This is a genomic window from Bacteroides thetaiotaomicron VPI-5482 (assembly GCF_000011065.1).
Taxonomy (GTDB): domain Bacteria; phylum Bacteroidota; class Bacteroidia; order Bacteroidales; family Bacteroidaceae; genus Bacteroides; species Bacteroides thetaiotaomicron.
This window is the reverse complement of record NC_004663.1, coordinates 4,550,688-4,566,627: the sequence shown is the minus strand read 5'-3', so window position 1 is coordinate 4,566,627 and position 15,940 is coordinate 4,550,688. Positions and strand designations below refer to the sequence as shown.

The 15,940-nt window shown below is 44.7% G+C and carries 9 protein-coding genes; all 9 read right to left on the bottom strand.

Annotation, left to right across the window (positions count from 1 at the left end; all coding sequences use genetic code 11):
* Nucleotides 1-41 precede the first annotated feature (41 nt).
* The 9 genes from BT_RS17840 to BT_RS17800 all read right to left on the bottom strand — a co-directional run bounded on the left by BT_RS17840 (nucleotide 42) and on the right by BT_RS17800 (nucleotide 15,920).
* Nucleotides 42-2,057: a glycoside hydrolase domain-containing protein gene (locus tag BT_RS17840; RefSeq protein WP_048697949.1), complete on the bottom strand. Its 2,016-nt coding sequence runs from the start codon at nucleotides 2,055-2,057 to the stop codon at nucleotides 42-44.
* Nucleotides 2,058-2,142: 85 nt separating this feature from the next.
* Nucleotides 2,143-3,276, bottom strand: coding sequence for an aldose epimerase family protein (locus BT_RS17835; RefSeq protein ID WP_011108863.1), 1,134 nt, complete (start codon nucleotides 3,274-3,276; stop codon nucleotides 2,143-2,145).
* Nucleotides 3,277-3,285: 9 nt separating this feature from the next.
* Entirely contained in the window at nucleotides 3,286-4,704 is a 1,419-nt protein-coding gene (locus BT_RS17830; RefSeq protein ID WP_224200668.1) for a glycoside hydrolase family 125 protein, read from the bottom strand.
* 48 nt (nucleotides 4,705-4,752) lie between these two features.
* Nucleotides 4,753-7,044 (bottom strand): GH92 family glycosyl hydrolase, encoded by a 2,292-nt coding sequence (locus tag BT_RS17825; protein ID WP_008762490.1) that lies wholly within the window; start codon nucleotides 7,042-7,044, stop codon nucleotides 4,753-4,755.
* Between the two features lie 12 nt (nucleotides 7,045-7,056).
* Nucleotides 7,057-9,534 (bottom strand): glutaminase domain-containing protein, encoded by a 2,478-nt coding sequence (locus BT_RS17820; RefSeq protein ID WP_011108862.1) that lies wholly within the window; start codon nucleotides 9,532-9,534, stop codon nucleotides 7,057-7,059.
* Nucleotides 9,535-9,563: 29 nt separating this feature from the next.
* On the bottom strand, nucleotides 9,564-11,729 hold the full coding sequence (locus BT_RS17815) for a hypothetical protein (RefSeq protein ID WP_011108861.1): 2,166 nt from the start codon (nucleotides 11,727-11,729) through the stop codon (nucleotides 9,564-9,566).
* 56 nt (nucleotides 11,730-11,785) lie between these two features.
* Nucleotides 11,786-13,048: a glycoside hydrolase family 76 protein gene (locus BT_RS17810; protein WP_008767170.1), complete on the bottom strand. Its 1,263-nt coding sequence runs from the start codon at nucleotides 13,046-13,048 to the stop codon at nucleotides 11,786-11,788.
* Nucleotides 13,049-13,269: 221 nt separating this feature from the next.
* Nucleotides 13,270-14,745 carry a DUF4972 domain-containing protein gene (locus BT_RS17805; RefSeq protein ID WP_011108860.1) on the bottom strand — a complete coding sequence of 492 codons (1,476 nt, stop codon included), beginning with the start codon at nucleotides 14,743-14,745 and terminating at the stop codon, nucleotides 13,270-13,272.
* 14 nt (nucleotides 14,746-14,759) lie between these two features.
* Nucleotides 14,760-15,920 carry a DUF4972 domain-containing protein gene (locus tag BT_RS17800; RefSeq protein WP_008767172.1) on the bottom strand — a complete coding sequence of 387 codons (1,161 nt, stop codon included), beginning with the start codon at nucleotides 15,918-15,920 and terminating at the stop codon, nucleotides 14,760-14,762.
* Nucleotides 15,921-15,940: the final 20 nt, after the last annotated feature.

The window sequence follows — 15,940 nt, the reverse complement described above, 5'->3', positions numbered from 1 at the left end:
AGATACTACCGACTTTTTAGTCAGCCTTGTTTTAATTCGGTTTATTTATAATTATAAATCAATTCTCCGCCTTTTATCAGTTCATTGTGAGATATACGGTAGTCAGCAATCTTTTTCCCGTTGAAATGGATACTTTTGATCGGTGCGTCTTTCTTTTTCCGTCCTTCTGTCTGAATAGTAAGTACGTTTCCATTCGTCAACCGCAACAGTACCCTGTCGAAAAGCGGAGAGGTCAGATCATAGTATTCATCTCCCACAAGCAGAGGATAGAAACCCATTGCCCCGAACACGTACCAGGCACTCATCGTACCGTCGTCTTCGTCCATTTCGGGACTATACCCTTCGGGGGCATTCTTGAATGCCTTACCCAGATAAGGAGTCTTAAATTCCGAGTTGCCTCCATATTTATGGATCATCGGTTCGGTCATCAGACTGCGTACTATCTGCTGGGTTTTCTCCGGTGCCCCAAGTCGGTTGAACAGGTAAGGAACATGGATATCCGGTTCGTTTCCCTGATTATAAAGGTGATGGTCGAAGAAATAGGTAAGTTGCAAACGAAGAGAGTCCTGCCCTACCCATTCTATCATTTTATCAATGTATTGTGGAGCCGCCCATCGGTATTGCCAACGGGTTCCCTGATAGAGTCCGTTGTTCTTCATCACTTCAAAAGCGGGAGTCACATTCATAAATTCCTTCTTCCATGTTTCTTCAAAAAGAGAGACCGAACGTTGCCGGTATTGTTCGGAATCCGCCTTTTCACCGATGATTTCCGCAATCTTTGCCATTGCCCACAAGTCATATGCCGATTCCATCTTCTGGTCGGGCGAACGCATGGGCAACCGCTCCATTTCCTGCTTCATACCAGCGTATCCTTTACGGAAATCAAGGTTGGTAATTCCTTTCCGGTAAGCGTCCAACAAAAGAATTACGGCATGTTCCGTACGTACTGTCGGGGTAGACTCGAATCCGGTGGACCAGTCTTTCTTTCCCGTTGCATACAGATGAATCAGGGAAGTCGCCATATCCCGCATCTTCGCAGGTTCGGTCAGTACCAACAAAGGAAATTTAGTGCGGAAGGTATCCCATAACGACCAGTTACTGTAATATCGGAAGTCTTCTGAGATATACACTTTTCCATCCGTACCCAGATAAGCTCCGTCCGGAGAACTGACATCCGCCGGACTCAGGTAAGTACGATACAGGGAAGTATAGAAAATGACCCTGTCATCTTTCTTGCCTCCTTTGACGTCGATAGCTGACAATTGTTTTTCCCACTGATCAGCGGTCCGGGATTTCACATCTTCGAAGTCCATCTTTTCCCAACGGGCACATTCCCAGCTCGCCAGTTCGGAACTTAACGCAGACAGTCCGATACGGACTTCCACCGAACGTACCTTTTTGCCAAAGGTAAGGCAGGCAGTCGTCTCTTTCTGTTCTTCCAACTGGAAAGGCTGGCTGGTATTTAAGGAGAAATAGAGTTTGTAGCATCCATGTCCGCAGACGTTCTTTGCCTGTACATAGCCTTCGATGCAAGTTTCCGATATACGTTTGTAATGGCAGGTAGCTACGTCTTCAAACGTAGAGGCGAAGTCTATCCAAAGGGCAGCGGAAAGGCTTCGGGGAAATTTATAGCGTTCCACCGCCATAGCGTTGGTCGCTGTCAATTCAGTTTTGATACCATTGGTAAAAGCTGTCGAGTAATATCCGGGAGTTGCTTTCTCGCGGGACTTTTTAATATGCAATTCCTGTGAAGGAGCTACCGGACGAATGCGCAGGTTTCCTCCTCCGCCACTACATCCCACTCCGGAGAGGCGGTTGACAGAGATACCGGAGACTTTCGTCACTGCATAATCATAACCGGCATGGCTACGCGGATCATTATCCGGACACACACAAACCATTCCGAAAGGAGCGGCAGCGCCCGGAGCTACCTGTCCGTTATCACCGGAAGTACCGATAAACAAGTTGACATACTTTGTATTTTGTGCAACTGACGGTGTCATGATAGATAACACGACTAAAAGAAGGGCATACCATCTGCTTCGGTTGTTTTTCATGCTTCTAAAATAGTATCATCCTGTCACTCTTCGCTACGCTCTGAATGACAGGATAGGATAAACTAATGATATAATATACTTATCTTTAATTCTTGTTTACAGAGAACTTAAAGATACACTGACTCATATATTTCTCGCCCGGACGAAGTACTGCCGAAGGCCATTCCGGTTTGTTCGGAGTATCGGGATACTTCTGAGTTTCGAGACATACGGAAGCACGCTGGTTGTAAGTGATACCTTTCTTTCCGGTCAACGAACCATCCAGGAAGTTTCCTGCATATACCTGAATACCCGGTTCGTTAGTATATACATCGAGTACGATACCAGTCAGCGGTGATTCGAGAGTAGCACACTTACGGGTAATGTCGCCCTTAGTATTCAATACCCAGTTATGATCGTAACCGTTACCATTCTTCAACTGTACGAAATCGTAGTCATTGATACGTGCGCCTACCGGAGTCGGAGTGCGGAAGTCCATCGGAGTTCCTTCAACCGGAGCGATCTCGCCTGTAGTCATGAAGGTACTGTCTACCGGAGTATAATAGTCAGCATCAATTGTCAGCAGATGCGCCTCATTACGGGCTGCGTCTCCGTCAAGATTGAAGTAAGAGTGGTTAGTCATATTCACAATGGTCGGCTTGTCGGTTTCCGCTTCGTAACGGATATCGATCGCATTATCGTCTGTCAGCTTCATCAACACTTTACAAGTGATATTTCCCGGGAAACCTTCTTCGCCATCTTCTGCCGTGTAAGTCAATTCCAGTTCTTGCGGATTCGGCTGAACGGCATCAAACACACGGTACTGGAATCCTTGCGGACCGCCATGCAGGCAGTGACCGTAATTATTCTGAGGCAACTGATACTCAGTACCGTCCAAAGTAAATCGACCTTGGTTGATACGGTTAGCATAACGGCCGATGCTTGCTCCGAAGTCCGAAGGCTTGCTGACATAATCCTGAATCGAATCGAAGCCGAGCACTACATCACGCATCTGTCCGTCCTTGTCGGGTACCATCACTGAAACGATACGACCACCGAAGTTCGTTACACAAACTTCCATGTTGTTCTTGTTGCGCAAGGTATACAAATCTGTTTTCTTTCCATCCACTTCCATCTGGAAGTTACTTTGCAATAAACCGGAATCCGTTGTTTTCTCGGCTTTCGGTGTACAAGCTGCCATTAAGAGGGCGGCAACTGCCCATACAGATAACTTTTTCATGGTATTCTATTAATTGATACTATTCAATAAATCTACTTTGCCTTCGTTAACCAACTTAAGAATCAGTTCTCCGAAAAGCGTATTCTGCCAGGCAAACCAGGCACGGGTGAAGTTCTTCGGATCGTCTTTGTGGAAAGATTCATGCATAAAGCCTGTTCCGGCATCGGTATCCATCAGCATTTTGATACAGGTTTTGATTTCCGCATCATCCTTGCTGGTGAAGGCTTTCATCATGATACTCATCGGCCACACCATATCATAACCGATATGCGGTCCGCCGATACCTTCGCCTGCCTTGCCTTTGAAGAAGTAAGGATTGTCTTCGCTCCACACGAATTTACGGGTATTCTGATAGATAGGATCGTTTACATCTACATCACCCAGATAAGGCATGGCAAGCAGGCTCGGTACATTGGCATCATCCATCAGGAAGTGATTTCCGAAGCCGTCTACCTCAAAAGCATAGATTTTACCATATTTCGGGTGGTTGTATACCGCATATTTCTTCAATGCTGTCTCTACTTCCTTTGCCAGGTCTTTGCATTCCTTAGCCAAAGCAGTCTTCTTATTTACCTTATCAAGTATTTCGGCTGCTTTGCGCAATGAAGATACGGCAAAGAAATTGGAAGGTACCAGATATTGAAGAGTCGTCGCATCATCCGAAGGACGGAAGCAGGAGACGATCAGACCAACCGGTTTCACTGGTGCTCCGAGTCCGTCATTATTCAATGTATCCAATGCACGTTCTGTCTTACGCTGGAATTTATACGGGCCAACTCCGTCTTTGCGCTGTTGTTCCTTGAATGTTTTCAGCACATTGGTGATAGCCTGAATCCATTCTTCTGAGAAGATGCTGGCATCTCCGGTTGTTTTCCAGTAGTGATAAGCCAGACGCAGCGGGTAGCAAAGTGAATCGATTTCCCATTTACGCTCGTGCAGTTCCGGCTTCATATCGGTCAGGTCACTCATCCAGTGATTGTCTTCAACGGCACCGTCATTAAATGCGTTTGCATACGGATCGATATTGATACATTTGAACTGGCGGAGGATAACACCTGCCAGCATCTCTTTCAGTTCGGGATCGGAGTTTGCCAACTGCACATACGGCCATACCTGCGCACCCGAGTCACGAAGCCACATTGCGTGAATGTCGCCCGTATAAACGAATGTATCCGGTTTGCCATCCGCGCCTTTGCGGAAGTGTACGGTAGTATCGATGGTATTGGGGAAACAGTTTGCGAACATCCATGCCAGTTTCTCGTTTTTCAGAAGTTTCTGCACACGGATGATTTCCTTTTCTACCGCATTCGAACGGAAAAGACGTTTGGAAACTTCCGGACGATTGTCTTTCTGAATAGCGTCCGTCACACATACATGCATTCCGGACATCGTATTTGCAGCCTGCATCTGACCGCCACAAAGGAGCATGCCTGCCAGCATACCCGCACTGATATATTTTACTTGCTTCTTCATAAATTACTTTTTCTTTTTAAATTCGTTGGAGAAAGAATAAGGGAAATCGGTTTCTTTGGTACCACGCTGCTCATTGGGTTTGGAATCCATCTTGAAAGTGATGGAAGCACCGTTCATAAGGTCCTCGTGAGTCACGTAGTTCTTTGTATGGTCTTTGCCGTTCAAGGTCATGGAAGAGATATAACGTTTGTCGTCTCCGTTATTTGGAGCGGAGATGGTTACTGTCTTTCCATTTTCAAGATGCAGCTTCATCTGTTTGAAGTAAGGAGTACCGAGAATATACTCATCCGTACCCGGACATACCGGATAGAAGCCCATAGCAGAGAACACATACCACGCAGAAGTCTGGCCGTTGTCCTCATCACCACAATAACCGTCGGGAGCAGGAGTATAAAGCTTATCCATCACTTCACGAATCCAGTGCTGCGCTTTCCACGGCTGACCGGAGTAGTTGTACATATACAGCATATGCTGGATAGGCTGGTTACCGTGTGCATAGTTACCCATATTCATAATCTGCATCTCACGGATTTCGTGGATGACACCGCCATAATAGCTGTCGTCAAAGACAGGAGGCAGGATAAATACAGAGTCCATCATCTGGTTGAAGCCGTCTTTTCCGCCCATCAGGTCGATCAATCCCTGAGGATCATGGAATACGGACCAGGTATAATGCCAGCTGTTTCCTTCGGTGAAAGCGTCTCCCCACTTCAACGGGTTGAACGGAGACTGGAATTTGCCATCCTCATTCTTGCCGCGCATCAGTTTATGTTCGGGATCATACAGATTCTTATAGTTCATGGCTCTCTTTGCAAAGATCTCAATTTCCTTTTTAGGCTTGTTCAAGGCCTTACCCAGCTGATAGATACACCAGTCATTATAAGCATACTCCAGTGTGCGGGCTGCATTTTCATTGATGCCTACGTTGTAAGGAACATAACCGAGCTTATTGTAGTAGTCATAGCCCAGACGTCCGGTAGAAGAAACCTGCGGATGTACCGCATTAGCTCCGTGCTTTACAGCTTCCCAAAGGGTTTCGATATCATATCCTTTCAGACCTTTCAGGTAAGCATCGGCAACTACTGAAGCCGAATTGTTGCCAACCATACAGCCTCTGTGTCCCGGGCTTGCCCATTCCGGCAGGAAGCCGCTTTCTTTGTAGGTATTTACCAATCCTTCCTGCATCTTCATGTTCATAGACGGATACATCAGGTTCAGGAAAGGGAAAAGACAACGGAACGTATCCCAAAAACCGGTATCGGTAAACATATAGCCGGGAAGTACTTCACCATTATAAGGACTGTAGTGAACGATATCTCCTTTCGCGTCTATTTCGTAGAAGCTTCTGGGGAAAAGTACCGAACGATACAGGCAGGAGTAGAAAGTACGCAAATGGTCGATATCATCATCTTCCACTTCGATGCGTCCCAAAACGTCGTTCCATACCTTACGGCCTTTTGCCGCAATCTGGTCTATGTTATCTTTGCCCAACTCTTTCAAGTTCAGTTCCGCCTGTTCGGGGCTGATGAAAGAAGAAGCTACACGTACATTTACCTGTTCGCCTTTACGGGTTTTAAAGCCGATCAATGCGCCGGCATGCTTATCGTTGGCTTCCAGTTTATTGGTATCGATGTTACCATTGGCAACAGCTGCCGTATAAGTAAAAGGCTTGTCAAACTCCAGTACGAAGTAATTCTTGAAGTTTGCAGGAACACCGCCGCTGTTCTTGGTCGTATAACCGATAATCTTGTTTTCCGAAGGGATGACTTTCACAAACGAACCGTTGTCGAAAGCATCTACAACTACATAAGAGTGATCGTTCTCAGGGAAAGTGAAGCGGAATGCTGCCGCTCTTTCTGTCGGAGCAATCTCGGTTACTACATCATGGTCGGCAAGGTATACTTTGTAATAGTAAGGAGTAGCCGTTTCTGCTTTATGCGAGAACCAGCTGGCACGCTGATCCTGATCGAAAACGGCTTTACCGGTAATCGGCATGATGGAGAACTGACCGTAATCATTGATCCAGGGGCTGGGCTGGTGGGTTTGTTTAAAACCTCTGATTTTATCGGCATCATAGGTATATGCCCAGCCATCCCCCATTTTTCCGGTCTGGGGAACCCAAAAGTTCATTCCCCAGGGAAGGGCGATAGCGGGATAAGTGTTTCCGGTAGATAAGGCGTGCTTGGACTGAGTACCTACCAGCGGACTAACATAGTCCACTGGTCCGGTAATCGTTTTAGCATCCATATTCCACGCACTAAATAAAGTAAAAGCTAATAGAGCGAGTTTTTTCATGGTGTTCTTGTTTTATTTAGTTAGTTTTTCTTCAAGCATCTTTATAAAATAGCCGCCAACTACGGAACGCGCCTGGAAACCTCTCTGAATCGGATTGTCCGTAAATACCCAGTCGGACATCGGAACGCGGGTAGTCGTTTCATCCATAAACAGATATACCGGTTCAATAAACTTCTCGAAAGTAGCTTTGTCCTGTGCCATGGTAGCTGTCCACATGATCCAGTCAGTCTTGGTATAAGTTTCACGGTTATCCAGCGGAAGGCCGTATTTATTTTGCTTCGTAAGATAATAAGCAATTTCTGTCTCAGCAACTTTTTCCGGGAAAATCTGTAGTTTCAGCAATTTGTCCCACACCAGATTATACTTCTGGCTCCAGGTTCCCGGTTTATCGAATGTCAGACGGTAGTGGTCGCCGTCATCCGCCATCTTCACCCATTCGGCAGCCATTTCTTTCGCCTTCTTCGTGTACTTTTCAGCAATGTCTTTTTTGCCCAGCATATCTGCCATGTAGCCGTAAGAAGCAATACCCATGATAGCCTTGATAGAAAGATTGGCATTGTGCGCAAAGTGTCCGGCAAAGTCATCCGTACAAAGTTGGTTCTCCGGATCAAGACCATACTCTACCAGATAATCCGTCCAGGTTGTCAGAGTTTCCCAATGCTTTTGTGCGTAGTCGGCATTTCCTTCTACAGCAGCAATCGCTGCAGCAAGGACTACCATATTGCCAGATTCTTCGATTGGCATATCGCCTCCGTAAGTCTGGCCGTTAGCCAGCGGATATGTACCTACGTCGTGAGCAGCAAACGGTTTGGTCCATTTTCCGCTTTCACTATAATAGAAGATATGGTTCATGGTAGCTTTGACCAGTTCCGGATTGTAAAGCAGAAGCAACGGAGCTCCCGGATAAGTCAGATCGACTGTTCCGATGGAACCATTACTGAAATTCTCTTTGGAAAGGAATACCAGGTCACCATTCGGAGCTTGTACCAGTTTATGGGCAGCTAATGCCTGACGATAAGCCAGAGCGCAAAGTTCGGCATACTTGCGTCCGCCGGCCGCTTCAGCCTCCGCCATCAGTTTCTTATCGAAAGCTGCACAATTTTTCATTTGAGTCTTATATTCCTGTTCTGCTTTCTGGAATTGTGATACGATTGTTTCACTGCCTGTACGATTCCAGTAAGGACGGAGGTTTTCACCAAAGTACTGGATAGAGTAAATATCATCGTAACCGATCAGCAGGTGTCCGTTCGCTTTCTTTGTTTCACCCAGTGAGCGTACTAAAGCTAGTTTGTCATAACCATTGGTGGTAGGAGCTTCCAGTTTGTTCTCTGTAAAGCTTTGGCGAAGTTTCTTTCCGTCACCGATAGCATAGGTGCTGTTCTCTTTTTCAGCAGCCAGGTAGAAGTGTCCCCAGTCAATACGTACATCGTCACCTTTCTTTTTCAGGATGTCCTGATTACGGCTGCCGGTACGCAGGAACAACAGATCACCGTCAGTAAAGCTGTCGGCTACGGATTCCTGATGAGGCAGATCGAGTGCCCATTGAGGAGCAGCTTCAAAATAGAGTTCAACTTGGTGCGCCTGTCCGTCGTTAGAAATGACTTCATAAGAAATATAGTTGACAGGGCGTGCCATCAAGTCCAGATTGTCCATAAACAGGGGCGCGGTAAATGTCAAATTCAAGTCTACCGGACCACAAGTGAAGTTATAATAAGTCTGCATAGGTTGAACATCGGCAGAAGTCTGCTGTGCAGTCTGATTGAAGTAACGGTTATTATCCAATTCTACCAGCAAACCAAAATCCAGCAAGCCATTCGCTCCACGGTTGTGACAATAAGCGGCAATCAGGTTTTCTCCCTGTTTCAGGGACGCTACCACTTCTTCCGATAACTTCACCTGTACGTGCTTCTTACAAGCGTTTCCTGTGTCTACAACCTTTATTCCGTTGATATAGATAATCACATCATCATCATGAGAATATTCCAGATATACATTCTTACCTGTCAGGTCTTCCTGAATATCAGCAACACGGCGTACCCAGATAAATTCTTCACCCCACTGGGTCTTGGCTACATGTTCGTTCTCCATGGTTCCGAAGGCACCTTCACCTTCTTTCCAGGCAGCATCATTGAAGCCGACATTTTGCCATCCGTCGGCAGGTTGCTGAATTGTATATTTTCCTGTCCAGTTACCTTGTTCCGAAGTTTTCACCAGAGGTCTCAACTCCAGTTCCTCCGTTCCCATAAAGCGGTAAGTCTGTCCGTCGACTTTAGCTACACCGATTAAAGGGAAATCTTTACCGCTCCAATGTTTGACCGAACCGTCGTATAAGTTGTCCGTGAAAGACCATGCACTGGTATACGGGTCTATGCTCACCAGCGGATAAGCCGGAGCACGCAACTCGCTCTTCACATGCTGTTCCAGCTGGGTCTCACAGCTACAAAATACAGAGGCTGCTCCCAGCAACAGCGTCATCAGTTGTTGTTTCATAATTTAATTACCTGTTTTATTTAATCTATTTACCATTCTATTGACACATTCACACCGGCAGGATCGTTCTCGAAACTCAACAGAAGAGTTTTTGATGATTCATCCCATTCCGGTTGTTCCTCTTTTCCATTCACACGTATTTTCTCTGGTTTACGAGGCAAGAGGACTCTTGATACATTAGTTGTATTTATCGGGCTTTTGGCTACAAAAGAGTAACTTTGTTTGCTGACTTTCTCATCATAGATACGAGAAGCTCCGCAGAGCACTTTGGCTTTTATTTTACCGGATACTTTATTCAGATCATAAAGATACCCCTGTTCACCCGGTTGGATTTGTTTGGAAGTCAGTACCGGCAGGTCTTTGTCAAACAGGTCGATATATAATCCGGATAACGTCAGTGGCTCTTTGGAAACGCTTTCGTCCATGACAGCAGCAATGGTATATGGACCACGTTCTACAATGAAGCTGTTCTTGGTTTCTATCTCTTTGCCAATCTTTTTCTGATAAGCGGATGCGATCGTTTCAAAATATTTCTGATCGTTTCCGGCTTTCAAAACAAAATGTTTGGGGTCTTCACGCATCACAATCACCGTTCCTTTACCATAGCGGTAAGTTCCTTCACCCGGATTACGGGATAGATTCATCTTCTCGAACAGGTGTTCCGAAGGCGCTTTATATTCATTTCCATCTGTATTCCACCATTCCAGTACCGTTTGATAAGGGTCGATATCTTCTCCACAATAGATAAGTATTCCGCCCTTCTTCACCCAATCAGCCAAATAGTTGTGATATTCCAGTTTCATCGGTTTCATGTTTGAATAAGACATGACAAGTATGTGGAGTCCTTTGAAAGTTTCTTTGAAAGGGGTATTTTCCATGTGTACCAGCTCTACCGGAATACCACGCTTCAACAGAGGCAAAGTTTGTCCGTAGAAACTGGAAAATTGCGGATCATCGTAACCGTTATGATTCGGAAAACGTTGAAACATCAGTGAGTTTGCCATCAGTACACCGATGCCCTGTGTACCTGTAATCTTTTTATCGGAAGTACGGATATCATTCAGTGTATTAACCATTGTCTGCATCTGGGTGGAATAAGAGCGGGGAATGCGTTCTTTCTGATCCGTTCCCGCTATCCGGTACAGTCCCTGATAGATACGGTCCGGCCAGGGCATTACTTCGTAGGTATCTACCATAGGATACATCAACTGTGCTGCAAAAGTGGCCTGATAATTGATTTTATAGTCCAGCCAGTCTTTCGCACGGTCTTCGATCGGGTCTGTCAGGAAATACATTTTCCGGTTCAGCGGTGCAGTCATCGACTTCATACACCCGTATTCCAGAAACGCATTCTCGAATACACGTTCTTTCTGCACGCCGTTATAGAAATTCGGTTCGCGGGCAGTCCCTGTCCATACCTGGGCAATGTAGCCGTCTACACAATCCAATGAAGCCAGGCTGGCTTCCGGACTTACAATCTGCCAGGAAGTATAATTAATCAAAGAATGCGTCGGCACATAACATTTGATATCCAGTCCTTTCGATTTTCCGTATTCTTTGGCATAAGTGAATATCTTATCCAGCGCATTATAGTACAGATGATATTTCAGTTTGTTGGAAAGGTATGTGTTTTCGGGAGATTCGTGCTGAGCTCTCCAGGGGAAATTATAATATTTCTGCCATTCGGATTTAAAAGCTTCGCTATATCCGCCACGCATCCAAAACTCCGGTTCTTCCAGATATATGGATGTTATCCCGGCGTCAATCACCCGTTTGATCTGTGTTTCCTGCATATAGCGGATAAAACTTTCGGTAGGTACGATATAAGGGATCAGATGACCATGAGCTATTTCATTTCCATTACGGTCGCGCTGTCCTTCTTTCAGATGCCCGTCTACTCCATCCCATTTCCCCAGAAAGTAGTCCTTGTAGTCTCCCCAGGCAACTCCGGTCATAAATTCCGTCAGATAACCTTTGTCTCTCCATGACTGAATGCGTTGTTCAAAAGTTACTCCGGGCTTATCCAGTGTACCATATACCATCGTGGCATCAGCACGTACGTCTGTTTCGGGTTTCCAGGGTTCAGAAGTCTGAAACGTGGTCTTTGCTTCTTTGCTTTTTCCTTTTTGCGCATAAGTAGCATGATTGCAGGCAAGAAGCAAGCCGAGAGCAATCAGTAAATGTTTATTGTTCATGATATTCAGGTGTATTTTCATTTTTATATCTGGTCGTTGCCCCGTTTCTCTTCGGATTATTTTTCTGCCGGAAACAGAAGCATCAATGCCGGTATACCGGAAGCCGAGTAGCTGTCTATCTCAGCACCGGCCGGTAATGCTTTCTCATATTCTCCGCCACATACATTACGTGTCTTATCCCTGTTTGCCCAACCGGACTCGATATTACGTTTCAGGAACGGGATATATTGTGTTTGTCCGCAATCGTATACCAGCATAGCTATGTATTCTGCAAAAATAGCCGTATAGATACCTTGCTCGATTCCTCTTTCAAAGGGCAGCAGGTTATGCTTCGCAGACATTTCATTGACTGTATAGTCTGCTGCAAGGATTGCATTATCCAGGTAGCGTTTTTCTTTAGTCGCTTTGTAAAGCAATACGGAAGCACCGATAAAGGTAGCTTGATTATATACATGCGCTTTCCAGGCAGGATTACCGTTGCCATGACGACTATCAGCTATCCGGCCCGTCTTCTTGTCCAACAGGTTTTCTACTCCCCATTCATAAATCTCTTTGCCTTTAGCCAAATACTGTTCTCTTGTCTGATACTTGGGTGATTCTTCGGTTGATTCTTTTCTCTTCTTCGGAACATTATTGTACAGTGTAAGTGCTGCTACCACGGTAGGGAAATTGATACAAGCCATCTTTCCGTCCCCCGGTCTGTTCGGCTTGGGATTATGGATCGGCTGCCATTGCCAGAACATCCCTCCGTTCTCTTTGTCATATGATCCTGTATCGCCTACTTTTTTAGAACCGTACCATACACGGCTGAAGCTCTCTTCAGACAGTTTCAGATATTCATCCACACCAAACAGTTCGTATGCACGTGCCAAAGAGATCGTCCACCACATGATATCATCATAGATAAACCATCCGGTATTTTCATTATTATTATCGAAATCAAAGTGACAATATTGGGCTTTATTTCCAGCGAATATCTTTTCGCAGAGCTCTTTGTAATAGGCTCTTTTCTTTTTATCTTTCTGAGCCTTCGCCAGTTTATAGGCGTTCATTGACATATCCCAGTAAATAGGCTGACACCAGATAGCAGCTGCGCCATGACCACGGTCTACCGCCTGTTCATAGGCCGAAGTCGTTTTATAGATATATTTATCCGGGTCGAGCAGCGTATTATTAAATCCTTCGTATGCCGCCCACACGTCTTCATTGGTGTAAGACCCTGTCTTCTGGTTCGTTTTTTCTGAGCTATCAGCCGCCCATACACTAGTAGTTGATATCGCCAGCAGTAAAGCTACCGCCAAAAGAATTTTGCTTTTCATGATAGTTGATAAGTTTTAATATTTTTCCTGTTACAAAGATTGCAGAAATAGACGAAAAAGAACGATAATCTCTATTCAATAAAGAACAAATACAGACCAAAACACCCTTTTGCTATTTGCAAACGCAGATAATGACTTAAAAAAATCCCCTTGCCCTGCATTATGCAAAGCAAAGGGAAGCACTGATATAATTTAATACACTATTGAAAAATCTGCATTAATCACTGTGCGATAGTCGTACTTTCCACCCATTGATATGTTCCTTCCGGACCTTTTAGAGTAGCGACATGACGTCCTGTAATATCAGTGATTGTCGTTCCGGTAGGTTGTGCTCCCAAGACTTCAAAGTCCCAGGCTGCAACCAGATTCGGATCATTCGGATCTACGTCAACCTGCCCCATAGCAGATAAGCGAAGATCATCGCGACTTCTGATGCCTTTCCATATACGCATATATTTGATATAACCGGAGAAGTATTCTTCACGAGTCGTTTTATCTGTATTCAAACGGCAGAAGGCAGTCATAGGCATTTTCTCTTCAATACAACCATTGTTAATATAAGTTCTCCAAGCCTCACCTACACGAATCACCTCGCCGGATTGCGAACCATTCACAAATACACAGGATTTAGTATGTTCCTGAGGTGGATCAAATCCCGGAACACCATTATCCGCTACAGCAAAAGCAAAGTGTGTCCATTTATCTTTGGGATTGTTTACGATGGCTCTCGGCTCCCACCATTCCGGATCTTTTGGACCTTCATTCTGCCAATGTGCCATAGAACCTCTCAGCCAGTGTTCATTGCCACCATTCACTTTACGATACTGAACACGCCAGCCGCTTCGGGGAGAATTAACAAATGCAGCAAGGAAGGTACTATTGTCTTCCCCTGACTTAGAACAGAATTCTTTGATATTTATCCAAAGCTCAATCGTAAAATTCTGATTATTATCATCACCAAATTTCACAAAATCCTCGCTATATCCAAAGTCGATGTAACCACCCTTATTACCATCCACAAATAAATTCCAGACAAGATTATCTTCCGGCCATGCGGAATTTTCCACTTCTTGCAGTTTCTTATCAGCAGCCGCAATGGCATCATCATATATCTCCTGCGTCATATCTGTGATGGCACTGGTTTTGATTCTGTCTGCCAAACTCTCCAAATCTTCCGCTGCACTTTCCAGTGTAGCCTTACCTTCTACCGGATATTGTCCCTGATGATTTCCCCACAATGCTTCATTAGCTATCATTTCTCTTAACTCATCTGCTTTTGCCATCAGATCACTAATGAACTTCTGGGCTTCCGGAGAAAGGTTATAGTATTTAGAGTTTTTGAACTCATCTATTGCCTGATTTACCTTAGCTATTGTAGCCTCAAAGGTCGCCTCATCAAACATCTCACCGCCCTTTACCTTGGTAATCAACTGGTCCAGTTCCGCTATTGCATTATTCAGTATCTCCTTGCTGGCTTCCGGAAAAGTTCCCGGCGCTGTTCCAAAGGTAGAGTTTTTCAACAAATATGATAAAGAAGTCCGATTGTCCTCTAATATGCTAAGTTGCGTATCAGATATATATTCATTATCTTTATCATCCGAACAAGCTGTAAAAGTCCATGTGAGGCAAAGCGCCATCAGAAGGGAAAAGAGCATACTCTCTCCCCATTTATTAATTAATTGTTTCATGTCTTTCATTATTTCTCTCTTTATTATTCTAGAATACGTTCCCACTTATAGGTACCTATAATTTTCGCTGTATGACGACCAGTCAAGTCAATAATCTCGTTATCTGTTCCCGATGGTTTAGATGTAAAGTCCCATCCGGCTGCCAAATCCGTTTCTTTTCCGGTTACTTCTGCTGTTCCTTCATAAGACTGCTTTACATAATCTGCCCCTTTTGCCGTTTTCCAGATACGGATTTTCTTCATATATCCGGAGAATCCTTCTTCATACAAATCATCGCTCACTCTCATGTAACGACCAAATGCAGTCATCGGTTTTGAGTAATCTGAATAATGTCCTGACTGATAAACTCTCGTTGTAGGAGAAACTGTTTCTTCTTTCTTCAACTCACCATTTAAGTATAATTTTGCACGTAATGTAGAATTGCCGTCCAAACCTTCATCACTATATACTGCTACAAAATGCTGCCATTTATTCAAATCATCAGAAATCTGGAATTTCGGTTCCCAAAGATCCCTGTCACCATTGGTCGTATTCAATCCACCCCAAGTAGTACGGTAAACACCATTATCATCTTTACGCCAGTACATCATCCAGCCATTACGCCAGCTACTGTCTGACATGTATGAGCACAGGAACAGGCAATTATCCCATCTGCCGCGCTCCGTAACCTTTACCCACAACTCTACGGTAAATGATTGATGACCTTGTTCTCCAAACTTAACATATTCTTCACTACGTCCGAAATCAATATATGAATTGCCGCCTTTACCATCAACAAACAGTTCTGCAGGTGTTGTTTCAGCATCTTCCGTACGAATAGTACCCTTAAACTTATCAATTGCAGATTTTGCACTGGCAACGTAACGCTGCTTTTCCTGCTCCGACGGAACAGGATTCTGATATTTGATCAACAGAACTGAACGATTGGCATCATCGATAGCATCTGTCAGGATGGCACGACTCTCTGTAGGATATTGCCCTTTCTTTTCTCCATATTCCGAGTTCTTCTGCAAATCCTTCATCTTATTAATCAGTTCTTCCAGCTGGTCAATATAGATATCTTCGACCTCCGGTGCTGCAGTATATGACTCGTGAGTCTCTTCCGTACAAGCTATTAGCTGAAGAGTCATTATCATACAAAGCAGATAGTACCATACTTTCTTAATAGAATATTTTGTATTCATTATTCTTTTCATTTATAGGT

Excerpts from the sequence above, each read along its gene's own strand:
- BT_RS17840 (WP_048697949.1), bottom strand. The coding sequence starts at position 2,057 with ATGAAAAACAACCGAAGCAGATGGTATGCCCTTCTTTTAGTCGTGTTA.
- BT_RS17835 (WP_011108863.1), bottom strand. The coding sequence starts at position 3,276 with ATGAAAAAGTTATCTGTATGGGCAGTTGCCGCCCTCTTAATGGCAGCT.
- BT_RS17830 (WP_224200668.1), bottom strand. The coding sequence starts at position 4,704 with ATGCTCCTTTGTGGCGGTCAGATGCAGGCTGCAAATACGATGTCCGGA.
- BT_RS17825 (WP_008762490.1), bottom strand. The coding sequence starts at position 7,044 with ATGAAAAAACTCGCTCTATTAGCTTTTACTTTATTTAGTGCGTGGAAT.
- BT_RS17820 (WP_011108862.1), bottom strand. The coding sequence starts at position 9,534 with ATGAAACAACAACTGATGACGCTGTTGCTGGGAGCAGCCTCTGTATTT.
- BT_RS17815 (WP_011108861.1), bottom strand. The coding sequence starts at position 11,729 with ATGAACAATAAACATTTACTGATTGCTCTCGGCTTGCTTCTTGCCTGC.
- BT_RS17810 (WP_008767170.1), bottom strand. The coding sequence starts at position 13,048 with ATGAAAAGCAAAATTCTTTTGGCGGTAGCTTTACTGCTGGCGATATCA.
- BT_RS17805 (WP_011108860.1), bottom strand. The coding sequence starts at position 14,745 with ATGAAAGACATGAAACAATTAATTAATAAATGGGGAGAGAGTATGCTC.
- BT_RS17800 (WP_008767172.1), bottom strand. The coding sequence starts at position 15,920 with ATGAATACAAAATATTCTATTAAGAAAGTATGGTACTATCTGCTTTGT.